The organism is Pigmentiphaga daeguensis (genome assembly GCF_039523035.1).
Lineage (GTDB): Bacteria > Pseudomonadota > Gammaproteobacteria > Burkholderiales > Burkholderiaceae_B > Pigmentiphaga > Pigmentiphaga daeguensis.
The window spans coordinates 13,773-40,034 of sequence record NZ_BAAAEN010000011.1; the positions used below are offsets into that span (position 1 = coordinate 13,773).

Annotated in this window: 25 protein-coding genes; 10 read left to right on the forward strand and 15 right to left on the reverse strand. The window is 69.5% G+C overall.

Features of this window, described 5'->3' with window-relative positions; translation table 11 throughout:
• Positions 1-2 precede the first annotated feature (2 nt).
• From lptB to ABD104_RS15030, 5 genes are read right to left on the reverse strand one after another with little or no spacing between them, the layout of a single operon-like run.
• Positions 3-812, reverse strand: coding sequence for an LPS export ABC transporter ATP-binding protein (gene lptB / locus ABD104_RS15010; protein WP_087837520.1), 810 nt, complete (start codon positions 810-812; stop codon positions 3-5).
• Positions 809-1,417: a lipopolysaccharide transport periplasmic protein LptA gene (gene lptA / locus ABD104_RS15015; RefSeq protein ID WP_132979081.1), complete on the reverse strand. Its 609-nt coding sequence runs from the start codon at positions 1,415-1,417 to the stop codon at positions 809-811. Before lptA ends, lptB begins: the two co-directional genes overlap by 4 nt.
• A 7-nt stretch (positions 1,418-1,424) precedes the next feature.
• Entirely contained in the window at positions 1,425-2,042 is a 618-nt protein-coding gene (gene lptC / locus ABD104_RS15020) for an LPS export ABC transporter periplasmic protein LptC (protein WP_087837522.1), read from the reverse strand.
• Positions 2,039-2,647 carry a KdsC family phosphatase gene (locus ABD104_RS15025; RefSeq protein ID WP_087837523.1) on the reverse strand — a complete coding sequence of 203 codons (609 nt, stop codon included), beginning with the start codon at positions 2,645-2,647 and terminating at the stop codon, positions 2,039-2,041. Before ABD104_RS15025 ends, lptC begins: the two co-directional genes overlap by 4 nt.
• 5 nt (positions 2,648-2,652) lie before the next feature.
• Positions 2,653-3,669, reverse strand: a complete 1,017-nt coding sequence (locus ABD104_RS15030) for a KpsF/GutQ family sugar-phosphate isomerase (protein ID WP_087837524.1) — start codon at positions 3,667-3,669, stop codon at positions 2,653-2,655.
• 211 nt (positions 3,670-3,880) lie between these two features.
• Here ABD104_RS15030 and ABD104_RS15035 point away from each other — a divergent pair, with 211 nt between their 5' ends.
• A complete protein-coding gene (locus ABD104_RS15035) occupies positions 3,881-4,420 on the forward strand; it encodes an adenine phosphoribosyltransferase (protein ID WP_343927753.1) in 540 nt (179 codons plus the stop codon).
• A 37-nt stretch (positions 4,421-4,457) separates the two neighbouring features.
• Here the strand turns inward: ABD104_RS15035 and uvrA are convergent, their stop codons facing one another.
• Complete coding sequence (gene uvrA, locus ABD104_RS15040; protein ID WP_343927754.1) at positions 4,458-7,364, reverse strand: excinuclease ABC subunit UvrA; 2,907 nt, start codon at positions 7,362-7,364, stop codon at positions 4,458-4,460.
• Positions 7,365-7,749: 385 nt separating this feature from the next.
• Here uvrA and ABD104_RS15045 point away from each other — a divergent pair, with 385 nt between their 5' ends.
• The 3 genes from ABD104_RS15045 to ABD104_RS15055 all read left to right on the forward strand — a co-directional run bounded on the left by ABD104_RS15045 (position 7,750) and on the right by ABD104_RS15055 (position 10,055).
• Positions 7,750-8,964, forward strand: a complete 1,215-nt coding sequence (locus ABD104_RS15045; protein WP_243724382.1) for an MFS transporter — start codon at positions 7,750-7,752, stop codon at positions 8,962-8,964.
• A 160-nt stretch (positions 8,965-9,124) separates the two neighbouring features.
• On the forward strand, positions 9,125-9,637 hold the full coding sequence (gene ssb, locus ABD104_RS15050) for a single-stranded DNA-binding protein (protein ID WP_343927755.1): 513 nt from the start codon (positions 9,125-9,127) through the stop codon (positions 9,635-9,637).
• 19 nt (positions 9,638-9,656) lie between these two features.
• Positions 9,657-10,055 (forward strand): VOC family protein, encoded by a 399-nt coding sequence (locus ABD104_RS15055; RefSeq protein WP_087837528.1) that lies wholly within the window; start codon positions 9,657-9,659, stop codon positions 10,053-10,055.
• Between the two features lie 56 nt (positions 10,056-10,111).
• Here ABD104_RS15055 and ABD104_RS15060 read toward each other — a convergent pair whose 3' ends face one another.
• Together ABD104_RS15060 and crcB are read right to left on the reverse strand one after the other, a co-directional pair.
• On the reverse strand, positions 10,112-10,324 hold the full coding sequence (locus ABD104_RS15060) for a putative PII-like signaling protein (RefSeq protein WP_087837529.1): 213 nt from the start codon (positions 10,322-10,324) through the stop codon (positions 10,112-10,114).
• Between the two features lie 19 nt (positions 10,325-10,343).
• A complete protein-coding gene (gene crcB, locus ABD104_RS15065) occupies positions 10,344-10,727 on the reverse strand; it encodes a fluoride efflux transporter CrcB (protein WP_132979078.1) in 384 nt (127 codons plus the stop codon).
• A gap of 100 nt (positions 10,728-10,827) precedes the next feature.
• Here crcB and ABD104_RS15070 point away from each other — a divergent pair, with 100 nt between their 5' ends.
• Positions 10,828-12,315, forward strand: coding sequence for an AMP nucleosidase (locus ABD104_RS15070; protein WP_087837531.1), 1,488 nt, complete (start codon positions 10,828-10,830; stop codon positions 12,313-12,315).
• Positions 12,316-12,375: 60 nt separating this feature from the next.
• Complete coding sequence (locus ABD104_RS15075; RefSeq protein WP_343927756.1) at positions 12,376-13,950, forward strand: EAL domain-containing protein; 1,575 nt, start codon at positions 12,376-12,378, stop codon at positions 13,948-13,950.
• Between the two features lie 6 nt (positions 13,951-13,956).
• Here ABD104_RS15075 and ABD104_RS15080 read toward each other — a convergent pair whose 3' ends face one another.
• From ABD104_RS15080 to ABD104_RS15110, 7 genes are read right to left on the reverse strand one after another with little or no spacing between them, the layout of a single operon-like run.
• Positions 13,957-14,712, reverse strand: a complete 756-nt coding sequence (locus ABD104_RS15080; RefSeq protein ID WP_338617505.1) for a citryl-CoA lyase — start codon at positions 14,710-14,712, stop codon at positions 13,957-13,959.
• Between the two features lie 14 nt (positions 14,713-14,726).
• Positions 14,727-16,844 carry an acetate--CoA ligase family protein gene (locus tag ABD104_RS15085; protein ID WP_279819579.1) on the reverse strand — a complete coding sequence of 706 codons (2,118 nt, stop codon included), beginning with the start codon at positions 16,842-16,844 and terminating at the stop codon, positions 14,727-14,729.
• Positions 16,841-17,326 carry a MaoC family dehydratase gene (locus ABD104_RS15090; RefSeq protein ID WP_338617509.1) on the reverse strand — a complete coding sequence of 162 codons (486 nt, stop codon included), beginning with the start codon at positions 17,324-17,326 and terminating at the stop codon, positions 16,841-16,843. The genes ABD104_RS15085 and ABD104_RS15090 overlap by 4 nt, the downstream gene beginning before the upstream one ends.
• Before the next feature lie 7 nt (positions 17,327-17,333).
• Positions 17,334-18,080, reverse strand: coding sequence for a 3-oxoacyl-ACP reductase FabG (fabG, locus tag ABD104_RS15095; protein ID WP_087837536.1), 747 nt, complete (start codon positions 18,078-18,080; stop codon positions 17,334-17,336).
• Positions 18,081-18,123: 43 nt separating this feature from the next.
• A complete protein-coding gene (locus tag ABD104_RS15100) occupies positions 18,124-19,086 on the reverse strand; it encodes a Bug family tripartite tricarboxylate transporter substrate binding protein (RefSeq protein WP_279819583.1) in 963 nt (320 codons plus the stop codon).
• 49 nt (positions 19,087-19,135) lie between these two features.
• The gene (locus ABD104_RS15105; protein ID WP_343927757.1) at positions 19,136-20,602 is read right to left on the reverse strand and encodes an aldehyde dehydrogenase family protein; all 1,467 of its coding nucleotides are present in this window, start codon (positions 20,600-20,602) and stop codon (positions 19,136-19,138) included.
• Positions 20,603-20,606: 4 nt separating this feature from the next.
• Positions 20,607-21,863 (reverse strand): iron-containing alcohol dehydrogenase, encoded by a 1,257-nt coding sequence (locus ABD104_RS15110; protein WP_343927758.1) that lies wholly within the window; start codon positions 21,861-21,863, stop codon positions 20,607-20,609.
• 95 nt (positions 21,864-21,958) lie between these two features.
• On the opposite strand from ABD104_RS15110, the gene ABD104_RS15115 reads away from it, so the two are divergent.
• The 4 genes from ABD104_RS15115 (at position 21,959) to ABD104_RS15130 (ending at position 26,212) form a co-directional block, all read left to right on the forward strand.
• Positions 21,959-22,744: an IclR family transcriptional regulator gene (locus tag ABD104_RS15115; RefSeq protein ID WP_087837540.1), complete on the forward strand. Its 786-nt coding sequence runs from the start codon at positions 21,959-21,961 to the stop codon at positions 22,742-22,744.
• Entirely contained in the window at positions 22,741-23,766 is a 1,026-nt protein-coding gene (locus ABD104_RS15120; protein WP_343927759.1) for an NAD(P)H-dependent flavin oxidoreductase, read from the forward strand. Before ABD104_RS15115 ends, ABD104_RS15120 begins: the two co-directional genes overlap by 4 nt.
• A gap of 43 nt (positions 23,767-23,809) precedes the next feature.
• On the forward strand, positions 23,810-25,015 hold the full coding sequence (locus ABD104_RS15125; RefSeq protein ID WP_087837542.1) for an MFS transporter: 1,206 nt from the start codon (positions 23,810-23,812) through the stop codon (positions 25,013-25,015).
• 105 nt (positions 25,016-25,120) lie between these two features.
• Positions 25,121-26,212, forward strand: a complete 1,092-nt coding sequence (locus tag ABD104_RS15130; protein ID WP_338617514.1) for a glycosyltransferase — start codon at positions 25,121-25,123, stop codon at positions 26,210-26,212.
• Positions 26,213-26,262 lie beyond the last annotated feature (50 nt).

A 26,262-nucleotide genomic window follows, 5' to 3' on the forward strand; every position in this document is an offset into this window, starting at 1 on the left:
GCTTACATGCGGAAGTGTTCTCCGAGGTAGACCCGCCGCACGGCCGGATCGCCGACGATCTCCTCGGGGTGTCCGCTGGCCAGTACCGTGCCGTCGCTGATGATGTAGGCGCGGTCGCAGATGCCCAGGGTCTCGCGCACGTTGTGATCGGTGATGAGCACGCCTATGCCGCGTCCCTTGAGGAAGCGCACGATGCGCTGGATCTCGATGACGGCGATGGGGTCCACGCCGGCGAAGGGTTCGTCCAGCAGGATGAAGCGCGGATTGGTGGCGAGCGCGCGCGCGATCTCGACGCGGCGGCGTTCGCCGCCGGACAGCGAGATTGCGGCGTTGCTGCGGATGTGTCCGATCTGCAATTCGTCCAGCAGCGATTCCAGGCTTTCGTTCACCTGTTTCGCGTCCAGCGGCGCGCCCTGTTCGTTGCGCTGCAGCTCGAGCACCGCGCGGATGTTCTGTTCGACGTTGAGCCGGCGGAAGACCGAGGCGTCCTGGGGCAGGTAGGAAAGCCCCAGCCGCGCGCGCTTGTGGATGGGCAGGCTGGTGACCGAGACGCGATCGATATCTATGCTGCCGGCGTCGGCGGGCACCAGTCCGACGATCATGTAGAAGCAGGTGGTCTTGCCCGCGCCGTTGGGGCCCAGCAGTCCCACCACCTCGCCGCCGTCCACGTGCAGCGACACGTTCTTGACCACCGTGCGTCCTTGATAGGACTTGCGCAGGCCTTCGGCCCGCAGGCGGCCGTCGCCCCGGGCGGACTCTTCGGCGCGCGGCGCCCCGGCCGGCGTTCCGGCCTCGACGAGCGGCGCGTTCATTGTGCCGCCTTGCCCGAGGTCGGGGCGCCGCAGCCCGCCGCCGGCGCGCCGGCGGCCGTCTGGCCGCGCGGCTGGATGATGGTGCGCACGCGCTGGTTGGACGTCGGGGCTTGCGGCCCGCCGGTGGCGGTGTAGGTATCGGTGCGCTGGTTGTAGGTCACGCGCTGGCCGCGCACTTCGTCGACCATCTGTTCGCAGGCCAGGCGCTTGACGACCGCCTTCGAGATGAAATGGATCAGCTCGCCGCGTCCGTCGTACTCGACGCGTTCGGCCACGCCCTCGACGTATTCGTCCGTGCCTTCGCGCCGCTGGCGCACGTTGACCAGCTTGCCGCCGTTGGCGGTGGCGACGCCGAACTGGTAGCCCTCGGCGTCCTCGCGCAGCTCGAGGCGGTCGGCGCGCAGGATCAGCGAGCCCTTGGTCAGCACGACGTTGCCGGTGAAGATGCTGGTCTGCTTCAGGTCGTCGTAGCGCAGCGCGTCGGCATCCACCGTCGTCGGCTGGTTGCGGTCGGCGGCGGCCGCGAGCGCCTGGGCGCCGCAGGCGAGGGCCGCCAGGGCGAGCATGGCCTGGGCGGCGTATCGGGAAAATCGGTGATGTGGCACGGTGTTTCTATCCTTTGGATGGCTGTCGGGCCGAGGGAGCGGCCGGCCGCGTGCTGCCCGGCACGATCTGCACCCGCGTCTGCTCGTTGACCTTCAGTTCGCGCGAGACGTTGTCGTAGCGCATGCCGCGTCCCTGTATGCGCGTGGTGCCGTTGACCACGGTGGCGGGCAGGTCCGTGTAGGCGACATCCTCGTCGGGCAGCAGGGTGACTTCCTCGCTGCGTATGTCGAGCTCGGGACGTCCCTGCCCGGCCAGCCTCCGCAACTGGACGTCGCCGCGCATGACCACGCGCGCGCCGTCCTGGTCCATCCTGGCGTGCTGCGAGGTCGCCGTCATGGTCGGCCGCTCGGTGCGCTGGCTGACCGCGCGGAACTGCGTGACTTCCGAGGAGTCGTCGTCCGGGTAGTGCTCCAGCCGGTCGCCTTCCATGCGCGTCATCGGCATGCCGTGCTCGTCGCTGCGGACCATGACGAACTGCTCGACGAAGGAGTCGATCTCGTGGGTCAGCCGGCGCGGAGGATCTTCCTTGACCGCCCGCTTGGCATAGTCGGCCGCCCACCACGTGCCGGCCACCAGGGCGGCCAGCAGCGCGATCGATACCCCGGAGGCGAGTCGGTCTTTCATTGGGGAGAGGATCCGGCGGTGATGGTCGTGCGGGTGCGGCTGGTGATGTAGCCGCCCAGCCGGCCCTGCGCGGCCAGGATCAGGTCGCAGCACTCGCGTGCCGCGCCATCTCCGGCGGGGCGGGTGGCCACCCAGTGGGCGGCCTGGGCGACGTAGACCGGCGCTTCCGCCACGCTGGCGGCGAAGCCCACGCGCTGCATGGCGGCCAGGTCGATGATGTCGTCGCCCATAAAGCCGACCGCGTCCAGCTCGACGTTGCAGCGCTGCGCCAGCGCGGTCACGGCCGCGCTCTTGTCGCGCACGCCCTGCTGGACCTCGGAGATGCCCAGCTCGGCGGCGCGCCGCGATACGGTGGGCGAGTCGCGCCCGGTCATGAACACGACCTCGATGCCGCTTTCGTGCAGCATGCGCAGCCCGAAGCCGTCCAGCGCATGGAAGCGCTTCACGGTCTCGCCGTGCTCGCCGTAGTAGAGGCGGCCGTCGGTCAGGACGCCGTCGACGTCGAAGATCATCAGTCGCAGCCGGGAGACGCGTTCGCGCACGTCTTGCGGCACGCGGGCCAGGATCAGGGCTTCGGCCGGATGGGGAGTGAGGGGGATCGCCATGGAACTCAGAGCACCTTTGCTGCCATCAGGTCGTGGGTATGGAGGGCGCCGACCAGCCTGCCGGTGGCGTCGAGCACCAGCAACTGGTTCTTGCGGTTGTCGTCCATCAGCGCGGCTGCCTCGGTGGCGAGCGCGTCAGGACCGATGTGAAGGGGGTTGCGCGTCATGCCGGCGACCACGGTCAGGTTGCGGATGTCGCCTTCGCGCTCGATCAGGCGGCGCAGGTCGCCATCGGTGAAGATGCCGACCACCCGGTCGCCGTCGAGGACTGCGGTCATGCCCATGCTCTTGCGGGTGATTTCCACCAGGGCTTCGGTGACCGAGGCCGTGACCGGCACGATGGGCAGGTCCTTGCCGGTGCGCATGACGTCGCTGACATGGGTCAGCAGGCGGCGGCCCAGGGCGCCGCCCGGGTGGGACCGGGCGAAATCCTCGGGGCCGAAGCCGCGCGCCTCGAGGCAGGCCACCGCCAGCGCGTCGCCCAGCGCCAGCGCGGTCGTGGTGCTGGCGGTGGGGGCGAGGTTCAGCGGGCAGGCTTCCTGGGGCACGCTGGCGTCCAGGTGCACGTCGGCGAGCTGGGCCAGTTCGGAATCCGGGTTGCCGGTGATCGCGATCAGCGGCGATCCCAGGCGCTTGACGACGGGCACGATGGTCAGCAGTTCGGCCGTCGTGCCCGAATACGATATCGTGACCAGCACGTCGTTGGCGGTGATCATGCCCAGGTCGCCGTGGACGGCCTCGGCCGCGTGGACGAAGAAGGCCGGCGTGCCGGTCGAGGCGAACGTGGCGGCGACCTTGCGGGCGATGTGCCCGGACTTGCCGATGCCGCTGACCACCACGCGTCCGGGGCAGGCCAGCAGGATGTCGACCGCGCGCACGAACGTGCGGTCCAGGCGGCTGGACAGGGCCTTGAGCGCCTCGATTTCCACCGCCAGGGTGCTGCGGGCCGAATCGATGATGTCGACGGGGCCGGAAGCGCCGGGAACGTATACGTTGGACGTGCCGTTGTCTGAGGTGTTCATGATGGGTCTGAGCCGGTACCGTGGAAGGGCGGGCAGCGAAAAACGCGCCTCGTGTCGCCTTGCGCGGCAACGGTCATTCAATTGCGACGATCTACCAGTATAGTAGCAAGGGCACGATCCTTGCTTCACGCTCTTTGCGTTACAGTGGCGTCCTGTGTCGCCGGGGCCTCCCATCCCGGTTTCCTCCGATTCCTTCCTGTCCGAGCCCGCCATGTTCCTGGACCCGAACTACATCCGAGACCGCATACGCACGGTGCCCGACTGGCCCGAGCCCGGCGTGCAGTTCCGGGACATCACGCCGCTGCTGCAGGACCCGCGCAGCTTCCGCGTGCTGATCGAGCTGTTCGTCTACCGCTACATGAACCAGCGCCTGGACCTGGTGGCGGGCATCGATGCGCGGGGATTCATCGTGGGCAGCGTGATCGCGCACGAGCTGAACCTCGGTTTCGTGCCCGTGCGCAAGAAGGGCAAGCTTCCCTACGACACCATCGCCGAGCAATATGCCCTGGAATACGGCAGTTCGACGGTGGAGATGCATGCCGACGCCGTGCGCCCCGGGCAACGGGTCGTGCTGGTGGACGACCTGGTCGCCACCGGCGGCACCATGCTGGCCGGCATGAAGCTGCTGCAGCGGCTGGGGGCCAACGTGGTCGAGGCGGCCGCCGTCATCGACCTGCCGCGGTTGCGCGGATCGAAGGCGATACGCGATTCGGGACTGAACCTCTACACCGTCTGCGAATTCGACGAGTAAGCGGCCCGGCCTTCGGGGGCCGGCCGGGCCTGGCGCGTCAGCCGGCCTTGCGCCGGGGCGCGCGCGCCGCCCTGGCCGGCGCGGAAGGGGCGCCGGCGGCCAGGAATTTCTTCAGATAGCTGCCGGTATGGCTGCCGGGCGCCTGCGCGATCTCCTCGGGCGTGCCCTGGGCCACGATGCTGCCGCCGCCGTCGCCGCCTTCCGGACCCATGTCGATGATCCAGTCCGCGGTCTTGATGACGTCCAGGTTGTGCTCGATCACGACCACGGTGTTGCCGGCGTCCACCAGGTGCCCGATCACTTCCAGCAGCAGCGAGATGTCGTGGAAATGCAGGCCGGTGGTGGGTTCGTCCAGGATGTAAAGGGTGCGGCCGGTGCCGCGCTTGGACAGTTCCTGTGACAGCTTGACCCGCTGCGCCTCGCCGCCCGACAGGGTGGTGGCGCTTTGTCCCAGGCGGATGTAGCCCAGCCCCACGTCGATCAGCGTCTGCAGCCGCCGGGCGATGGCCGGCACGGCCTCGAAATACTCCAGGGCCTGCTCGACGGTCAGGTCCAGCACCTCGCTGATGTTGCGGCCGCGGTAGCGGATTTCCAGCGTTTCGCGGTTGTAGCGGCTGCCATGGCAGACGTCGCAGGGGACGTAGATGTCGGGCAGGAAGTGCATCTCCACCTTGACCACGCCGTCGCCCTGGCAGGCCTCGCAGCGGCCGCCCTTGACGTTGAAGCTGAAGCGGCCGGGATCGTAGCCGCGGGCGCGGGCTTCCGGCACGCCCGCGAACAGCTCCCGTATCGGGGTGAACAGGCCGGTGTAGGTGGCCGGGTTGCTGCGCGGCGTGCGGCCGATCGGGCTCTGGTCGACGCTGATGATCTTGTCGAAATGCTCCAGCCCCTCGATGGACTCGTAGGGCGCGGGCTCGGTCTGGCTGTTGTACAGGTGGCGCGAGACCACGTTGACGAGCGTGTCGTTGATCAGGGTCGACTTGCCCGAGCCCGAGACCCCGGTGATGCAGACCAGGCGGCCCGCCGGGATGCGCAGGTCCACGCCTTTCAGGTTGTTGCCCGAACAGCCCCTGAGCTCCAGCCACGGCAGTTCGTCCTGGCCCGCCACCGGCCGGCGGGGCGGGATGGCGATGGACTTCTGGCCGCTGAGGTATTGGCCGGTCAGGGACTGCGGGTCGGCCACGATGTCGGCCGGCGATCCCTGCGCCACGACTTTCCCGCCGTGTTCGCCCGCGCCGGGGCCCATGTCCACGACCCAGTCGGCCTCGCGGATCATGTCCTCGTCGTGCTCGACCACGATCACGCTGTTGCCGAGGTTGCGCAGGTGCCGCAGGGTGCTGATCAGCCGGTCGTTGTCGCGCTGGTGCAGGCCGATGGAGGGTTCGTCCAGCACGTACATCACGCCGGTCAGGCCCGAGCCGATCTGGCTGGCCAGGCGGATGCGCTGGGCCTCGCCGCCCGAGATGGTATCGGCGCTGCGGTCCAGCGACAGGTAGCTCAGCCCCACGTTGTTCAGGAAGGTCAGGCGGGCGGAAATCTCGCGCACGATGCGGTCGGCGATCTCGCGCTTGGCGCCGGTCAGCGCCAGTTCCTCGAACCAGTGCAGGCAGTCGGACAGCGGCAGGGCTTCCAGCTGGTAGATCGCGCGTCCCTGGTCATCCTCGCCCACGCGGACGTTGCGGGCCTCGGCGCGCAGCCGCGAGCCGCCGCAATCGGGGCAGGTCCGCACGTTCCTGTACTTGCCCAGTTCCTCGCGCACCGTGGCCGAGTCGGTTTCCTTCCAGCGGCGCTCGAGGTTGGGAATCACCCCCTCGAAAGGGTGCGAGCGCACGGTCGTGCGTCCCTTCTCGTTCACGTAGGTGAAGGCGATTTCCTGGTCGCCCGAGCCGTACAGCACCCGCTGCTGGGTGTCCTCGGACAGTTCCTCGAACGGCGTGTCCACGTCGAAGTCGTAGAAGGCCGCCAGGCTGGTCAGCAACTGATGGTAGAACGGGTTGCGCCGGTCCCAGCCGCGAATGGCGCCGCCGGCCAGGCTCAGTTCGGGAAATGCCACCACCCGTTTCGGATCGAAGAAGCCTACGTGGCCGATGCCGTCGCAGCTGGGGCAGGCGCCGATGGGATTGTTGAAGCTGAACAGCCGGGGCTCGAGCTCCGGCAGGCTGTGCCCGCATACCGGACAGGCATAGCGGCTGGAGAACAGATGCTCGCGTTCGTGGCCATCGGCATCGGCGTCCATCTCCAGCACGATGGCCCGCCCCTCGGCCAGGTCGATGGCCGTCTCGAAGCTCTCGGCCAGCCGCTGCTGGGCCTCGGGCCGCACGCGCAGGCGGTCGATCACCACGTCGATGCTGTGCTTCTCGGTCTTCTTCAGCGGGGGGACGCTGTCGATGTCCAGCACCTGGCCGTCCACGCGCACCCGCACGAAGCCCTGGGCCTGCAGGCTGGCCAGTTCGTCCTCGAAGCTGCCCTTGCGGTCGCGTACCAGCGGCGCCAGGATCGCCAACCGGCTTTCGGCCGGCAGCGCCAGGGTGATGTCCACCATCTGGCTGATGCTTTGCGCCTGCAGCGGCAATTGGTGGTCGGGGCAGTAGGGCGTGCCCACCCGCGCGAACAGCAGGCGCAGGTAGTCGTGGATTTCCGTGACCGTGCCCACGGTCGAGCGCGGGTTGTGGCTGGCGGCTTTCTGCTCGATGGAAATGGCCGGCGACAGGCCCTCGATCAGGTCGACCTCGGGCTTGTCCATCAACTGCAGGAACTGGCGGGCGTAGGCGGACAGGCTTTCCACGTAGCGCCGCTGGCCTTCCGCGTACAGGGTATCGAACGCCAGGGAGGATTTGCCCGAACCGGATAGCCCAGTGATCACGACAAGCTGGTGGCGGGGCAACTCCAGCGAGACGTTCTTCAGATTATGGGTGCGCGCACCCCTGATGCGGATGACATCCATCAAGCAAACCTTTACGCGAGCGGTGGCGAAAGCCAACTTGGTAATATAACCCCCCCGTACGCGCTGACGCGCGCCCCCCAGGGGGCGGGCGGCGGGGGGACCGGCGGAGCCGGATCCCCCGTGCCCTGGTCTAGTGGGGCTTTCTTGGGATGTGGCGCTGGTGCTGTCGCTGGCTGCCGGCGTTGGCGATGGGTGACATGACAAAGAGACTCGTATTGGATTCAGAGGATTGCGGGTTCGGTTCCGCCGGCCGGTCACTGTCCTTCGGGCAAAGGCCCGCGTTGCGAAACACGGTTACACGACTCAGGATGCCGCGGATCTGGCTCCGCCAGTCCGCAGGCATCGCCCCCTGGGGGGCGCGCGTCAGCGCGTACGGGGGGGCCCAATGACTTCATTTCGGATGACCCCTTTCGAGCGCCGCGCCAGCTTGTCGCTGGCGGCGCTGTTCATGTGCCGGATGCTGGGGTTGTTCCTGCTGCTGCCGGTGTTCGCGGTGGCGGCGAAGGCCTTGCCGGGGGGGAATGATCCGGCGCGGGTGGGATTGGCGCTGGGCATGTATGGGCTGACCCAGGCGTTCATGCAGATCCCGTTCGGGCTGGCCTCGGACCGCTGGGGCCGGCGGCCGGTGGTGGTGATGGGACTGGTGCTGTTCGTCGCCGGCAGCGTGGTCTGCGCCACGACCGACGACCTGTTCTGGATCACGATCGGGCGGGCCATCCAGGGCTCGGGCGCGATTTCGGCGGCGGTGACGGCGTGGCTGGCCGATGCCACGCGCGATGAGGTGCGGACCAAGGCCATGGCCATGATAGGCGCCTCGATCGGCCTGACCTTCGCGGTGTCGCTGGTGCTGGCTCCCGTGCTGGTGGGCTGGGGCGGGCTGACCGGCCTGTTCTGGACCATCGCCGCGCTGGGCGTGGCCGCGCTGGGCGTGGCCGCCTGGGTGGTTCCGGCCGCGCCGCCCGCGCCGCGGGGCGAACCCGCATCCATGTCCAGCGTGCTGTCGCACCCCGACCTGCTGCGGCTGAACCTGGGCGTCTTCACCCTGCACCTGATCCAGGTCGCCCTGTTCGTGGTGGTACCCGCCGCGCTGGTGCACACCGGCGGCCTGGACACGGCCACCCTGTGGAAGGTCTACCTGCCGGTGGTGCTGGCCTCGTTCGTCGTCATGGTGCCGGTGATCGGCGTCACCGAACGCTACGCCACCCACCGCAAGACCCTGCTGGGCGCGATCGCCGGGCTGGTGCTGGTGTGCATGTTCCTGCCGTGGGCCCAGGACCACTATGGATGGCTGGTGGGCGCCATGATCGCCTTCTTCTCCGTCTTCAACATCCTCGAGGCCATGCAGCCTTCGCTGGTATCCCGCGTGGCGCCGCCGTCGCTGAAGGGGCTGGCCCTGGGTTTCTATAATACGAGCCAGGCCATCGGGCTCTTCGCCGGCGGGGCGCTGGGCGGCTGGCTGGTCTCCCACCTGGGGGCCGCGGCGGTATTCCAGGCGGCGGCGGGGCTGGCGGTAATATGGCTGCTGGCGGCCTGGGGGATGAAGCCCCTGCCCGCCAGGCGGACCGCTCGGCCGGAGCGGGTGTCCCATCCCGCGTCCTGAGCCCTTCCTGTCCCATTTACGCACGAGACCGTATTGCGGTCGGCGCATTTTCAACCAATGATGTTTTTTTTCTTGTGGCCCGTGGCCGCGCCGGGCGGGGGTGGCTACAATCCACCCGCCTCGCCGCCGGCCGGTGAATACAGTCAATAGGAGTGTGGTAATGGCATCCGTCAACAAAGTCATCCTGGTCGGCAACCTGGGCCGCGACCCCGAAGTTCGCTACACGCCCGACGGCGCAGCGATCTGCAACGTGTCCATCGCCACCACGTCCCAATGGAAGGACAAGAACTCGGGCGAACGCCGCGAGGAAACCGAGTGGCACCGCGTGGTGTTCTACAACCGCCTGGCCGAGATCGCCGGCGAATACCTGAAGAAGGGCCGTTCGGTGTATGTCGAAGGCCGCCTGAAGACCCGCAAGTGGCAGGACAAGGACACCGGCGCCGACAAGTACACGACCGAGATCGTCGCCGACCAGATGCAGATGCTGGGCGGCCGCGAAGGCGGTGGCGGCGGTGGCGAAGGCGGCTACGGCGGTGGCGGCGGCTATGGCGACTCCGCGCCGGCCCAGCGCCCGTCCAACCGTCCGGCCAGCGGTGGCGGCGGCCAGCGTTCGGCCTCGCAGTCGAGCTCGGCGCCGAACTTCGCCGACATGGACGACGACATCCCGTTCTGACGGGCGCGCCATCCCGTCGATGCTCCATCACCTTTCTTTCGGCGTGGCCGACCTGCGTGCCGCCGCCGATTTTTATGATGCGGTGCTCAGGCCTCTGGGGTACGAGCGTGTCTGGACGGATTTCGACGGCGAGCCCGACAGGCAGGCCGTCGGATACGGCCTGCCCGGAGGGGGCGACAAGTTCGCGCTCAAGCAATGCCCGAAAGGCGGGGCCGTACCCGGGCCCGGCTTTCACCTCGCTTTTTCCGCGCCAAGCCGGGATGCCGTCGACCGTTTCCACGAGGCGGCCCTGCGCCATGGGGCCGTCGACAATGGCGCTCCGGGGCTGCGGCCTCGCTACGGCCCGGATTACTACGCGGCGTTCGTGATCGATCCGGAAGGCAACCGCATCGAGGCCGTCATCAGCACGGCGGCCTGACGAGCCGAACCCCGCCCGACCCGGCGGGGTTTTTTGTTGCAACCGATCCTGGCGTTTCAGCCCGCCGCCGGCGCCCGAGCGCCCACCCGCCCGAACTCCACCGGCTGCTTCACGTAGAACAGGTCGATGGGTTCTTTCGCCAGGGCGTCCAGCAGGGTGCCGCCCAGGGCGCCCTGGGCCTGGGCGAAGGCCAGCAGCCAGTGGGCCAGGGGCTGGCCGCCGTGGCGCCGGTCCTGCCGGGTGAAGAAAGTCAGTTGGAAACCGTTCACGATGCGTCTCCTTGCAGGGTCAGGACTGCCGCAACCCGGCGTAGGTGGCGATGCCGAGCAAGGTCATCGCGACGGAACCGCCCACGTGGACCAGGATGGTCGCGGCCACCCAGCCCAGCCGCTGCTGCTGGATCAGGGCGACCAGTTCGGCCGAGAAGGTGGAAAAGGTGGTCAGGCCGCCGCAGAAGCCGGTGATGATCAGCAGCCGCCAATGCGGCGGCAGGGCCGGGTTGCCGGCGAAATAGGCCACGGCCAGGCCGATGATGTAGGCGCCGATGAGGTTGGCGGCCAGGGTGCCAGGCGGCATGGCGGGCAGCAGGGCGTTCAGGCCCAGCCCCAGGACCCAGCGCAGCAGCGCCCCGACGGCGGCGCCGACGGCGATCGCGATTACCGCGAGCAGCATGACGGACTCCTTGCGAAGGCGGGCTAGTGTAGTACGAGGCCGCGGGACCGGCCAGGCCGCGGTAGGCTAAGCTATATCAGGACCTTCTCCAACTCCGATCATGACCCCGCCCGCCAGTGTCCTCCTTCGCCATCCCGCCCCCTGGCCCACCGAGTCCTTCCGCGATCCCGACGCCGCCGTCCAGCGCCTGATCGACATCTACGCGCGCAATACCGCCTTCCTGTGCGACAGCTTCCGCGAGGTGGTCGCCACGCAGGCATCCTCGCCCGGGCGGTTCCGCGCCTGCTATCCGTTCATCCGGATCAGCGTGGACACCTACGACGAGGTGGATTCGCGCCTGTCGTATGGGCACGTGGCCGAGCCCGGCGTCTACCAGACCACCGTCACCAAACCCAGGCTGTTCCGCTCCTACCTGACCGAGCAGCTGCGGCAATTGATGGCGAACCATGGCGTCGCGGTCGAGATCGGCGAATCCGACGTGCCCATCGCCCTGCACTTCGCGTTTCCCGACGGCATCTATGTCGAGGGCGAGGACATCGAGGCGCTCAAGCGGCCCCTGCGAGACCTGTTCGACACGCCCGACCTCGCGGTCACCGACGACGCCATCGTCAACGGCACCCACCGCCATCCGCCGGACGGGCCGCAGCCGCTGGCCCCGTTCACGGCGCCGCGCATCGACTACTCGCTGCATCGCCTGCAGCACTACACCGCCACCGCGCCTTCGCACTTCCAGAATTTCGTGCTGTTCACCAACTATCAGTTCTACGTGGACGAGTTCTGCCTGCGCGCGCGCACGCTGGTGGCACAGGGGCACTACGACGCGCTGGTCGAGCCGGGCAATCGCGTCACCCGCGCGGGCGACCCGCTGCCGGACCCGGCGGCGCCGATGTCGCGGCTGCCGCAGATGCCCGCCTATCACCTGGTGCGCGAGGGGCATTCGGGCATCACCCTGGTCAACATCGGCGTGGGGCCGTCCAACGCCAAGACCATCACCGACCACATCGCCGTGCTGCGTCCGCATGCCTGGCTGATGCTGGGGCATTGCGCCGGGCTGCGGGCCTCGCAGCGGCTGGGCGACTACGTGCTGGCACACGGCTACGTGCGCGACGACCACGTGCTGGACGCGGATCTGCCGACCTGGGTGCCGATTCCCCCGCTGGCCGAGGTGCAGGTGGCGCTGGAGCAGGCGGTGGAAGAGGTGGCCGGGCTGTCGGGCTGGGAGCTCAAGCGCATCATGCGCACCGGCACGGTGGCGACCATAGACAATCGCAACTGGGAACTGCGCGAGCACCTGGAGCCGGTGCAGCGTTTCTCGCAGTCGCGCGCCATCGCGCTGGACATGGAGTCGGCCACCATCGCGGCCAATGGCTTTCGCTTCCGCGTGCCCTACGGCACCTTGCTGTGCGTGTCGGACAAGCCCCTGCACGGCGAGCTGAAGCTGCCGGGGATGGCCAGCGCGTTCTACCGCCGGCAGGTGGGCCAGCACCTGGACATCGGGCTGCGGGCGCTGGAGATCCTGAGCAAGATGCCGCCCGAGCGGCTGCATTCGCGCAAGTTGCGCAGCTTCCTGGAGACCGCGTTCCAGTAGCGGGGTGTGCCGCCCGCACGGTAGGATGCGATCCATGATCGGTACGTGCAAGGGGGGCGCGTGACGACCGGGGAACGGCAGGACAAGCGGTGGTGGCTGAGGTGGCTGCTGGTGGCGGCCGCCGCCGCCTTGCCGCTCGCGGTGGCGGTGCCCTTCGTCTACATGCAGGCCGGCCTGCTGGCGCGCCACGACGCGCGTGGCGCGGCCGAAGTGGTGATGCGCCAGGCCGATGCCATTTTCGCCGAGGCCGACAGGCTGGCGGCGGAGATGGCGCCGCAGGCCGGCAAGTCCTGCGCCGAGGCCGACTCCACCCTGCACGATGCGGCCTTCCAGCCCTACTTCCGCGCCATCGTCCTGGTGCGGCACCGCGTGCTCTATTGTTCCTCGATCACGGACGCCTTCACGCTGCCGCTGGCGCAACTGCTGCCGGACAGCGCAGTGCCGCCGGGGCGGTCCTTTCATTTCGTTCCCGGCACGCCCATGGTCCCGGACCGGCCCGCGGTAATGGCGGTCCGGCTGGACGCGGCCGGGGACGGCGTCATCGTCACGGTGGACGGCCGCTATCTGCGGGACCTCCTGGACGCGGTGGGCGGCAGCGGCCGCTACCGGATCGGCATCGAGTCGCTGGATGGCCGGCAAGGCCTGGCGGGCCGGCGCGCGGGCGTCCCGCCGCCCGGCGCATCGTCCGTGCAGGAGGTGGTGTCGACGATCTATCCGTTCCGGGTGCGGTCCCTGGCGGATGCCGCGCTGCTGGCCGAATACCGGAAGCGGCTGGCGGGCAGCTACGCGCCTTTCGTCGTGCTGCTTGCCCTGCTGCTGGGCTATCTGTGCCACCACTTCCTGAAGTACCGGTTCTCGCTGGTGGCCGCCATCAGGCGCGGCATGCGGCGGGGCGAGTTCGAGGTCCACTACCAGCCGGTCATCGACCTGCGCGATGGGTCCTGCGCGGGTGCCGAGGCGCTGATGCGCTGGTTCCGCCCGGGCCTGGGCGCGGTGCGGCCGGACCTGTTCTTCGCCGTGGCCGAGTCCAGCGGCCTGGCGATTCCGCTGACGCGGCACCTGTTCAAGCTGGTGGGGCGCGACCTGCGCCGCTGTCCGATGGGGCCGCTATTCCGCGTGGGCCTGAACATCACCGCCAGCCATCTGGTGGAGCTGAGCATCGTCGACGACGTTGCCCGCCTGCGCAAGGTGGTCGGGTCGGGGGCGGCGGATTTCGTGCTGGAGATCACCGAGCGCGAGCCCTTGCCTCCCATCGAGCAGGTCTACCGGAACATGGGCGTGCTCAGCGCCAGCGGCGTGAAGCTGGCCATCGACGATTTCGGCACGGGCCACAGCTCGCTGGCCTACCTGGAGCGGTTCCCGGTCGATTACCTGAAGATCGACCGCGGCTTCGTGGCGGCCATCGGCACGGACGCGGTCAATGCCTCGGTGCTGGAGATGATCATCGGGCTGGCCGCGCGGCTGGGGGTGGAGCTGACGGCCGAGGGCGTGGAGACGCACGGGCAGCGCGACTATCTTGCCGCCCAGGGCGTGCACTACGCGCAAGGCTTCCTGTATGCGCGGCCCATGCCCATCGAGGCCCTGCGCGCCTGGGTGGATGAGCTCCGCGGCGGGCCGATGCCGGCGGAGCCCTGAAGGCGGTCAGGCCTGCAGCTTGTCCGCCGCCATGTCCCACACCTGCTGGCCCAGGGGGGTGCGCTGTTCCTCCAGAATGTGCGCCATCAGGCCCGCCGTGCGGCCGATCAACGTCAGCGCCTTGCCCTGCTCCGGCGTCAGCCCCATGTCCAGCGTGATCGCGCCCTTGGCGCCCGTGGCGTTGAGCGGAATCTTGCGGCCAGTGGCCCGGCTGGCGGCGGCCGCCAGTTCCACCGCGAAGCGGCAGTAGGCGCCGTAGTAGCCGCAGTCGCGCGCGATCTCGAACATCTTCTCGCAGCGCGGGTCGCCGTCCACATGGACGGGGTGGCCCACGCCGGGTATCTTGCGCTTGGCCGCGCGCGTCTCGCGCACGCAGCGCTCGGCGGCTTCGCGCAATTGTTCGTCGGTCCAGCTTTCCTGCCGGGGCAGCGCATCGCGCAGGAAGCGCGCGCTGTATTCGATCACGCCCAGGAAACGGCTGCCGGCGCCCAGCAGGCCGGCGGCCAGCGCGCCCTGCATGGCCTCGGGCGCGCCATGCAGCGTCAGGCGCGCCGACAGGGCGCTGGGGGTCAGGCCATGATCGGTGGCGCTGACCAGGAACAGGTTGAGCATGCGCTTGAGCCTGTCGTCGGGAAACCTGCCGAGCAGCTCCAGCGACATCACGTCGATGAAGTCGCGTTTGTCGAACAGGTCGTGCACGAGGTCATGGCCTCGCACGGTGATGCGGTGGGCGTCGCCGCCGCCGATTTCGCTGCGTATCATCCGGGATTCCATCATCAGTGAATGACGCCGTCCAATGCGACGGCGCCCTGGCCCTGTTCGAGCACGAGCAGGGGGTTGATCTCCAGCGCTTCCACGCCGTCGCCCAGCGACAGGAAGAGCGCCGCGGTTCTTTCTATCGCGTCGACCAGGGCATTCCGGTCGTAGGCGGGCCGGCCGCGGTGGGCCGGCAGCAGCCGCGCCACCCGGGTCTGGTCCACCATGGCTTCGATGGCCGGGCGGTCGGCGGGCAGGCGGCACCGTGCCACGTCGGCCACGATTTCCACCGCCACGCCGCCCGCGCCGAAGGACAGCATGGGGCCGAACACCGCGTCGCGATGCACGCCGACCAGGGTTTCGATGCCACCGCGCACCATCTCCGCGACGATGACGCCGCGTATCGCGGACGCGGCCACGCCGTGCCGTGCCGCCGCGTCCATGATGGAGGCGAAGGCGCGTTCGGCGGCGGCCTCGTCCCGCACGCCCAGCACGACGCCGCCGACATCGCTTTTGTGCTGCACACCGTCGGCGACCAGCTTGAGCGCCACCGGAAAGCCTATCCGGGTAGCCGCCTGCGCCGCCTCGCGCGCGGTGGCCGCCGTGGCCTCCCGGGGAACGCGAATGCCGTGCCGGGCGAAAAGGGCCTTGGCCTGCGCCTCGTTCCACGGTCCGGCCGCCGCCGGCGTGGCGGGAGCGGCCAGCGGCAGGCCGGCCAGCCGCTCCCGTGGCGCGCGCACGTAGGCGTCGCATCGGGCCATGGCCCGCGTGGCGTTGCGCAGGCTGTAGAGCGGCGCGAAACCTTGTTCGATGAGCAGGTCGTGGGCCGGGCCGCGCCGGCTGCTCATCCAGACCGGGACGAACGGGATGGGCGCTTCGCGGGCGATGTCCATCAGGTTGCGCACCGAGGTTTCGGTGGTGGCGGCGTAGTTGGACGTGATCGGATAGATGACCGCGTCGATGCCGGGATCGGCGAACAACGGCACCAGGCAGCGGCGGGCCAGCGCGGTATCGGTCAGGGCCTTGGTGGTCAGGTCGACGGGATTGGCCAGCGCGGCATAGGACGGAGCATGGCGCGCCATCTCCTGGATCGTGGCGGCAGACAGTTCCGCCATCTCCAGGCCCGCGGCGCTGATCATGTCGGCCGCCAGCACGCCCGCGCCGCCCGACGACGAGTACACGCAGATGCGCCGGAACGGGCGCCCGCCCGCTCGTGCCAGCAGGCTGGCGACGTCCAGCATCTCATCCAGGTCGTCGACGCGGATGACGCCGTACTGGGCGAACACGGCCTCGTTGACCGCGTCCTCGCCCGCCAGTGACGCCGTGTGCGATTGCGCGGCCTGGGCGCCGAAGCTCGACCGGCCGACCTTGAGCACCGCGACCGGCTTGCCCGCCCGGTGGGCGGCCTGGATGGCGGCCAGGAAGCGGACGCCGTCCTTGATGCCCTCCATGACCACGCAGATCGCCCGCACGTCGTCCTGCCGCGCCAGCCACGCGATGAAGTCGGCGCTGTCCAGGTCCACTTCGTTGCCGGTGGAGAACCAGCGGCCGAAGCGCACGCCGCGGTCGCTGCCCTGCATCAGCGATCGTCCCAGCCCGCCGCCCTGCGTGACCAGCGCCAGCGGGCCGCCGTGGCCGTCGTTGCGGAACTCGGTCGAGAACGTCAGGCCCAGGCGCGGTGCCAGCGAGGTCAGACCCGCGCAGTTGGGGCCGTAGATGCGCATGCCCGTGTCGCGCGCCAGGTCGCGCATGGCCCGTTCGGCCGCCTTGCCGTCGTCGCCGACCTCGCCGAAGCCGCCGGTAAAGACCACGGCCGTGCCCACGCCGCGCGCGGCGCAGCGGCGCAGCGCGTCCAGGACGGCCTCGGCGGGCACCAGCAGCAGCGCCACGTCGATGGGGCCGGCGGGGACGCTGTCGATGTCGGGATGGAGCACATGTCCCTTGAGCTCGCCGCCGCGGGGGTTGACCAGATGGACGTCGCCCTGGAAGTCGGAGTGCTCCAGCACATTCTCCACCGTCGTGTGGCCCAGGGAACCGGGCGTGGACGAGGCGCCGACGATCATGATCGAGCGCGGCTTCATGAGCCGGTCGAGGTCGGCGAAGGAAATGCCGGCCGTCGTCGTTGCGGATGCCGTCATGCCTGCGCCTCGCGAAGTTTCATCAGGGTGATCCAGGCGCTTTCCATGACGACCTCCCCATGCTGGTTCAGCACGGTGCGCTCGAGCGTGACCTTGCCCGTGCCGGGACGCCTGCCGGACAACCGCTTCTCGCCCACCGACAGGGCGACCTGGATCGTGTCGCCGATGAACACCGGCTTGCGCCAGCGGCACGACAGTTCGGTCAGCGCCAGCCGCGATGGGTCCATCAGCCGGTAGACCGGCATGCGTGTCGTCAGGCCCGAGGCAATCGCCAGCGTCAGCAGGCCGTGCGCGGCACGTTGGCCGAAGGGGTGCTGCGCCGCGTGGACGGCGTCGGTGTGCAGCGCGTTGTAGTCGCCGGACAGGCCGGCGAAATTGACCACGTCCGCCTCGGTGACCGTGCGGCGCGGGCTGAGCCATTGCGCGCCGGGTTCGAGGTCGTCGTAGTAGAGCGCCTCTTGCAGGTAGCGTTCGATGTCCATGCCGGCCTCAGGAACGGCCGCCGGTGACGTGCACCGTCTCGCCGGTGATGAAGCCCGCCAGCGTCGAGGCCAGGAAGGCGACGGTGGCCGCCACGTCCTCCGGGTCGCCCAGGCGCGCGACCGGCGTGTTCTGCCTGGCCCGTTCGGTCAGCGTCTCGTAGTCGGCGCGCTGGCGCATCCGGGGCGTGGAGATCACGCCGGGGGCCACGGCGTTGGCCGTGATCCCGAACTTGCCCGACTCCAGGGCCAGAGAACGGGTGAAGCCGATCAGGCCGGCCTTGGCCGCCGAGTAATTGGTCTGGCCCGGGTTGCCGCGATGCGCGCGGGAGGCGATGTTGACGATGCGCCCGAACCTGTTCTGCATCATGCCGGGCAGCACGGCGCGCGAACAGTGGAAGGCGCCTTGCAGCGTGACGTCCAGCACGGCCTGCCAGTCTTCTTCCTTCATCCGGGTCAGGTAGGCATCGCGGGCGAAGCCGGCGTTGTTGACCAGGATGTCCACGCCGCCGAAGCGTTCCTGCGCCCGGGCCACGGCCGCGCCGACCTCGTCGCGCGAGGTGACATCGGCACGGCACCCCAGCACATGGGCGCCTTCGCCCTCCAGGATGCCCACGGCACGGGCAATGGCTTCTTCGTTGGCGTCGCAGATGACGATCCGGGCCTGTTCCCGGGCGAGGCGCTGAGCCACCGCCAGCCCCAGCGTGCCGGCGCCGCCGGTGATGAATGCGGTGCGGTCCTTGATTCCTAGATCCATGATTCCTGTCGCAAGTGTTGTAAAGAGTCGGGGTCGGGCAGGTTCAGTCGATACGGATCCTGGCCCGTTCGATCAATTCCTTGGCGGCCTTGCGTTCCTTGTCCAGGAACACGGCGAACTCGTCGGGAGTGCTGCCGACCAGCGGCGTATTGATGGAGGCGAAGCGTTCGCGCACGACCGGGTCCTTGAGCGTGTCGCGCAAGGCGGAGGCCAGCTTGTCGATGACGGGGCGCGGCGTTCCGGCCGGAACGACCACCGCCTGCCAGGTGGTGACGGAGAAGCCCGGCACGCCGGCCTCGGCCACGGTGGGCACGTCCGGCAGGTCTTCCACGCGCTTGGGACCGGTCAGGGCAAGCGCGCGCAGCGTGCCGCTCTTGATGTGCGGATTGGTGGTCGAGCGACTGTCGGCCATGAAATCCAGCCGGCCGGCCAACAGGTCCTGGATGGCGGGGCCGCTGCCCTTGTAAGGTACGTGAGTCATGGATCCGCCCAGCGCGAGGGCGAGCGAGGCGCCGGCGATGTGCATGGAGCTGCCGTTGCCCGCGGACCCGTAGGCCAGCGGCGTTCCTTTCCTGGCCGCGGCGATCAGGTCGCCCATGGTCTTGTAGGGCGAGTCCTTGGGAACCACCACCACCAGCGGCGAATCGGTCAGCTGAGTTACCGGCGCGAAGGCCTTGGCCGGATCGAGCTTGTTGCCGGCGTACAGGTACTGGTTGACCGCCAGCGGGCCGACGTTGGCCCACAGCACGGTGTAGCCGTCGGGCGCGGCGGCGGCCACCGTGTCGTTGGCGATATTGCCGTTCGCGCCGGGCTTGTATTCCGGCACCACGGGCTGGCCGAGCCGCTTGGACAGTTCGTCCTGCACCATGCGGAACGCGATGTCCGAGGCGCCGCCGGGGGCGAAGCCGATCACGACCCGCACGGGCTTGGCGGGATAGTCGGCCATGGCGGGCGCGGCGGCGGCCAGTGCGGCGCCGAGCAGCAGGGTCCGGTGGAAAGTGGTCATGCCTGTCTCCTTGTACTGGGGTGAAAGGGTGGGGCGCCGCGGGCAGCCCTCATAGCGAGGTGTCGTATTTCACGTTCTTGAGCTGGGTGTTCTCCAGGATGGCCTCCAGCCCCCGCTCCTTGCCGATGCCCGAGTGCTTGTAGCCGCCGAAGGGCGCGTCCACCGACGTCCTCACGCCGGTATTGACGGCCACGCTGCCGGATTCCAGGCGCCGGGCCATGCGCAGGGCGCGCCCACCGTCGCGGGTGAACACGACCGCGGCCAGTCCATAGCGCGTGTCGTTGGCGATGCGCAGCGCCTGCGCCTCGTCCTTGAAGCCGATCAGCGACTGGACGGGACCGAAGATCTCTTCCTGCGACGTTCTCATGCCGTTGTCGGCCGTGGTCAGCAGCGTGGGCGGGACGTAGAAGCCGCGCGCCGTCTCCGGGCGGCTGGCCGGATCCGGGTAGGACCGTGGCGTGGCGCCTTCCTGCCGGGCGATGTCGAGGTAGGCACGCACGCGTTCGGCCTGGGCGCGGCTGACCAGCGGCCCCATCTGGGTCTGCGGGTCGGACGGATCGCCCATCCGGATCGCGGCCAGGCGGGTTTCCAGTCTTGCCTGAAAGGCTTCGCGGATGCCGTCCTGCACCAGCAGCCGCGTGCAGGCGATGCAGACCTGGCCCGAATTCTTGACGATGTCGCCCACCGCCACGTCCACCGCCGCATCCAGCGCGGCGTCGTCGAACACGATCAGCGGCGACTTGCCGCCCAGCTCCAGCGTGACGCGCTTGACGTCGGCGGCGGCCGCGGCCTGGATCGCGGCGCCGGTGGCGGTGCCTCCGGTGAACGAGACGCGCGCGACGCCCGGATGCCGCACCAGCGCTTCGCCCACGCTGGCGCCGGAGCCGTTGACGACGTTCACCACGCCATCCGGAAAGCCTGCCTCGGCGAACAGCGCCGCCAGCGCCAGGGTGGAGAGCGGCGTGATCTCCGAGGGCTTGATCACCACCGTGTTGCCCGCCGCCAGCGCCGGCGCCAGCTTGTGCAGCGTCAGCGTCATGGGGTAGTTCCATGGCATGACCAGCGCGCACACGCCCAGCGGCTCGCGCAGCGTGAAATTCAACACGCTGGCGTGGTTGAGCATGGGAATGGTGTCGCCTCGTACCGCCGGGATGATGCCGGCGAAATAGTCCAGCGAGGCCGGCATGGCGGACAGCGATTCGCGCGAATGGGTGATGGGCTTGCCGACGTTGCGAGTCTCGATCCAGGCGAGCTTCTCCACTTCGCGCTCGAACAGCGCCGCGAGCCGGCGCAGCAGCCGGGCCCGTTCGCGCGGCGTCGTATCGCGCCAGTGTTCGTCGTAGGCGCGGCGTGCCGCGCGGACCGCCGTGTCCACGTCGCGCGCGGTGGCGGCGTGGACCTGTGCCAGGACGTCGCCCGTGGCGGGATCGTAGGTGGGGAACAGGGCGCCTTCGCCGCCGGCCTGCCAGCGGCCGTCGATCAGCATGCGATAGGGTTGGTCGTCGATGGGGTTCATGTCGCTACGGGGCGGGAAGGATGACGGTGGATGGGGCGGCTTGGCTGCGCGCGGCGATGTCCAGGTAGAGGCCGGCGATGTCGTCGCGGTCGAGGGCGCGCGGGTTGAGCCGGGTCGATGGGCTGAGCAGGGCCTGGTCGGCCAGCGCCAGGGCGTCGTCGCGTGTCAGCGCCAGCGGCGGCAGGCGGTCGGGCAGCCCGCCCAGGGCGCGCATGCGGCGTATCGCGTCCAGCAGGCGGCCGGCGGCCTGCGCGTCGTCTTCATCGGGGCCGGCCAGGCCGCAACGGCGCGCCGCACGGGCGTAGCTGGCGGCGGCTTTCCGGGCGGTGTGGTCCGCGATGGGATCGAAGATGGCGGCCAGGACTTCGGCATGGGCCATGTCCACCCGGCCTTCGAGCGGCGTGCACAATCCATGCACGGCATCCACGCGCTTCATTCCTATCGCGACGCCGGCCAGGTAGCTGGCCATCAGCATGGCGGCACGCGCGTCGGCATCGTCGGGCGTGGCCAGGACGCGCGGATAGGCATGAAGCGCCCGGACCAGGGATTCGGCGGCCAGGGCCGCGCCCACCGGAGCGTCGCAGTCGTTGACCAGGGCCCCCATGGCATGCAGCAGCGCGTCGAAGCCGCCGGCGGCCGTGGCCGCGCGCGGCAGCCCCAGCGTCAGTTCCGGGGCCAGGACCACGGCTCCCGGACGGCTGCGCGCGCTGCGGAACATCAGTTTGCGGCCGCGCTCGTCCTTGACGAGCGCGGCGGTGCTGCTTTCGCTGCCGGTGCCGGCGGTGGTGGGCACGGCCAGGAAGAGCGGGTCGTCGGCCTGCGGGGCGCCAGCCATCCAGGCATTGCCGGGGGCCAGCAGGTCGGCGGGGTCGGCCTGGCCGCCGAACACGGTGGCGTAGGCCACCTTGGCGGTGTCGATCGCGCTGCCGCCGCCGATCGCTACCAGCGCGTCGCACCGGTCCGCGCGGATCGCGGCCGCCGCGGCGCGGACCTCGTCCAGCGACGGATTGGGGCGCACGCCGTCGTACACGGCGGCGATGCGGCAGCCGGCCCGGTCCGCCGCGCGTTGCAGCGCCGGTGATGCCAGCGGCCAGACCCGCGGGTCGGCGATGACCGCCACGCGCCGCGCGCGGCGCAGGACCTGGGCCGCGAAGGGCCACGCCGCCTGGCCATGGCCGCAATGCCCGGGCCACAGGACGACTCGCTCCAGATCGGCAAGCACGGCGGCATCGCCAATGGCGGGCGCACTTGCGTTTGACATGCGTCTCCTTTATAATTTGCACAGCGAATTAGTAATTCGCTAAACGGATTCAGATTAACGTCCAAGCTTTCCGTCCGTCAATCCCTGGAGGCTGCATGGCCGACGCTCCCGCTCGCTCCGAACCCGAAGACCGCCAGTTCGTCGTGGCGCTGGCACGCGGGCTGGAGATCCTGCGCTGCTTCGACGCGGAACACCGCCAGCTCGGCACGACCGAGATCGCCGCCCGCACCGGGTTGCCCCAACCCACGGTGTGGCGGCTCGCCCATACCTTGCAGAAACTCGGCTACCTGGTCATGGAGTCCGGCGCGGACAAGCTGCGCCTGGGGCCCGCGGCCGTGGCGCTGGGGGGCGCCGCGCTGGCAGGCCAGGAGTCGCTGGACATCGCGCGGCCGCGCATGCAGGAATTGGCCGATCGCTACCAGGCGGCCGTCGCGCTGGGGCGGCGGGACGGCGACAGCATCGTGTACCTGGCGCGCTGCCAGGGCGACTCGCCGCTGCTGATGAACCTGCGGGTGGGGTCGCGCATCCCCCTGTACCGCAGCGCGATCGGCTGGGCCTACCTGGCCTCGGGAGCCGGCGGCGAACGAGACCTGGCGCTGGCCGAGGCGGGCGCGCCCGGGCCCGAGGCCCTGCAGGCGTTCCAGGACGCCGTGGACCTGTACGACGAGCGCGGTTTCGTCATCCATTGCCGGCCGCAGCATCACGTCAACACCGTCGCCACCGCCATCGTGGTACAGGGCAACGACCGCTATGCCATCAGTTGCGGCGGCCCGGCGTCGGCCCTGCCGGTGGAAGCCATCCTGGACGAAATCGGGCCCGCGCTGGTCAAGCTCGCGGCCGAACTGCAACCCATCTTCCTGCTCGGCAGGCGCTACGCATGAACTCCGCATCCGCTGCCCAGGCTCCGGCCATCGATACGCCCATCACTCGCCTCTTCGGCATCCGCTATCCCGTGCTGCTGGGCGGGATGATGTGGCTGTCGGACGCCTCGCTGGTGGCCGCGGCCGTCAATGCGGGAGCCATGGGCTTCATCACGTCCCGCTCCTCGGCCGACGTCGGCGCCTTCCGGGAACAACTCCAGAAATGCCGCGCGCTGACGGCGGGCAAGGCCTATGGCGTGAATCTCACGCTGTCGCGGCGCCAGGGCGCCAACGACATCGTGTCCGACATGCTGCGCGTCGCCCTGGACGAAGGCGTGCGCCATTTCGAGACCGCCGGCCTGCCGCCTTCCCCGCTGCTGCCCGCGCTGCGCGAGGCGGGCGCCGTGGTCGTGCACAAATGCGCCCACATCCGCCACGCCGTCGCGGCCGAACGCATGGGGGTCGACGCGGTCACCCTGGTTGGCATGGAAGAAGGCGGGCATCCCGGCTCCAACCCGTTGCCGACCTTCGTCAACGGCGCCTTCGCGCTGGACCGCCTGTCGATCCCGCTCGCGCTGGGAGGAGGCATCGGCCACGGCAGGCAGATCGCCGCCGCGCTGGCCATGGGGGCGGCGGGCGTGGTCATGGGCAGCCGCTTCACCACGGCGGCAGAGACACCGGCGCATCCGGCCTACAAGCAGCGCGTGGTCGAGGCGGACGAACACTGCTCGCGCACCGTGCTGTCCACGTTGGGCGATACCTGGCGCGTCCTGGACAACGAAAACGCGCGCCGCGTGGCGCGGTTGGAAAACGAAGGGGCCCGCAGCTACGAAGCCTTCGGCGAATGGATACGCGGCCATCGCGCACGTGACTACGCCTATGCCCAGGGCCTGCACGAGGAAGGCATGCTGTCGCTGGGGCCGGCCGCCGGCTTCTCGCGGGCGGTCGAGCCCTTCGCGCAGACGCTGCAGGCGCTCATGCTGCAGTGCCGGGAAGCCCTGCTGGGCGCCGGCAGGCTGGCGGGCGGGGGCGAAGCGCCGTGAGCTAACATCCTGGGACGTCCCGCCCACTCACGCCGCCCCTCCCATGCTGCAGCTCGAACGCGTATTTCCCGCATTGTCCGAACCCACGATGCGGCGCTACCTGATGGGGCAGGGGGTGTCGGTGCTGGGCAGCTGGACCCAGAACGTGACGCTCAACCTGGTCGTCTACCATCTGTCGGGCTCGGCCGCCGTGCTCGCCCTGCTCAATTTCCTGCTGTACGGACCGCAGCTGGTGATCGCGCCGCTGGCGGGGGCGCGGGTCAACGCGGGCAACGCGCGCCGGTCTACGCTGAGCGTGCTCTATTCCTCGATGACCGTCGCCTGCGTCCTCGCGGTGCTGTCGATGCTGCACTGGCTGACCTTGCCCATCATCCTGGCCCTGGCACTGTGCGCCGGCGTGCTGAACGCGATCGAGACCCCATCGCGCCAGGTCCTGCTGCTGACCGGCCTGGAGGATCCGGCGCTGCTGCCCAACGCCATCGCCATGAACACCATGGTCTACAACGTGGGGCGCATGGTCGGGCCGAGCATGGCCGCCATCATCTATCCCACGTTCGGCCAGGCGGCGGCCTTCCTGACCTATGCCGCCGCGCTGGTGTTCATGGCCTGGTGCGTGCGATCGATGCCGCGCCGCGCGACGGCGGCGGCATCGCCCTCGCACGACCGGGGAGGGCTGCGCAATGCACTGGTCTACGTGCTGGACGACCGCTTCACCGCCAAGTACCTGTCCATCCTGGCCTGCATGGGCCTGCTGGCAGGCAGCTACCAGACGCTCGTGCCGCTGCTGGCGGACCGGGTCTTCCACGACGCCGCCCGCTACACCGGCGTGTTCTTCGCCTGCGCGGGCATGGGGGCGCTGGCCGCCGCGGTCGTCCTGTCCTCGTCCATCGCGTCGCGCACCGCCAGTCTGCTGCGGTTCGCCCCCTGGATCGCGTGCGCGGCGCTGGCCCTGTTGTCCACGAGCTGGAGCAGCGTCGTCAGTGGAGCCGCCTTCGTGCTGCTGGGCTTCTGCCTGAGCTTCTCGGCCACCTCCACCAACGCGACCATCCAGCGGCGCTGCCCGGAGTCCGTCCGCGGCGCCCTGGTCGGCCTCTACGGCATGGCCTACAACGGCACCATGCCTTTCGGCTATCTGCTCGTGGGGTCGTTCTCGGAGGCCTTCACGGTGACCGGGGCGTTCGGCACCATGGCCGTGGTACTGGCTGCGTGCATCGGTTTCTTGACGCTGCTGTACTGGCGCAAGACCTGAAGGGAAAGCGCCGATCAGAGGGAGGATTCGCACGCTGGAGCATCGACTCCCGCCCGCCATGGCCGGTAGAATGGACTGCGCTTCGAGCAAGGTTCGTTTTTCTCCATGCGCGTGCTCCATATTTGCAGAGTCTATTTTCCCGATGGATGCGGCGTTGCCGAGCGTTCCGTCCACGGCATCGCTTCCAAGGGCGGCGCCCACGGGATCGACAGCCGCGTGTTGACCGTGTCGGCGCGTGGGGGCTGCGACGAGGCCGATCTGTCCGGATATCGCATCAAGCGCTATCCCGCATGGCGCAGTGGCGTTTCTCCCTCTTTCATCGCCAGGTTCCGCGGCGAGGCTGCGTGGGCCGACCTGCTGCACTTCCACTTTCCATGGCCATGCGCCCAATGGGCCTACCTGCTGGGCCGCGTGGCGGTGCCGGCCCTGGCGACGGTCCATGCCGATGCGGCGGGCGGCGGATTCCTGGCCCGGTCCGCGCGAGACGGTTTCCTGCACCGCATGCGGCGCATCATCGTGACTTCGCCGAATTACCTGGCGGGCAGTGCGGTCCTGCGCGGGCTGCAGCAGCGGACGGAAGTGGTGCCCACGGGCGTCGAGGATGTTCCTGCGCGCGATCCCGAGGCCGTGTGGCGCTGGCGGCAACGCATCGGCCAGCGCTTCTTCGTGTTCCTGGGGGGCTTGCGCGACTACAAGGGCCTGCATCACCTGCTGGACGCCATGGAAGGGCGCGATTACCCCCTGGCCGTCGCCGGAGACGGGCCCGAGCGGTCCTCGCTCGACGCCCATGCCCGGGCGGCAGGGCTGCGCAACATACGTTTCCTGGGACCGCTGGACGACGAGGACAAGCACGATCTGCTGGCCGCGGCATACGGCTTCGTCCTGCCGTCCTGTCGCCGCGACGAAGCCTACGGGCTGGCGCTGGTCGAGGCATCTGTCCATGGGTTGCCCATGATCTCCTGCGAAGTCGGAACGGGCACGAGCTACATCAACCTGAACGAGGAAACCGGCCTGGTCGTCCCTCCTGGCGATGCCCGTGCACTGGGAGCCGCGCTGGATCGATTCTGGCTGGAGCCCGGGCAGGTCCGGGCCTGGGGCGGCGCCGCCCGCCGGCGCTACGTGGAGCGGTTCACCGACGAGGCGATGGTTGCGCGACATGCCGCATGCTACGGCGAGATACTGGGGCAAGCCGCCTGACGCAGCGGGCGTCCGGGCGGCGGGCACGCGCATTGCTGATCGATGCAGTG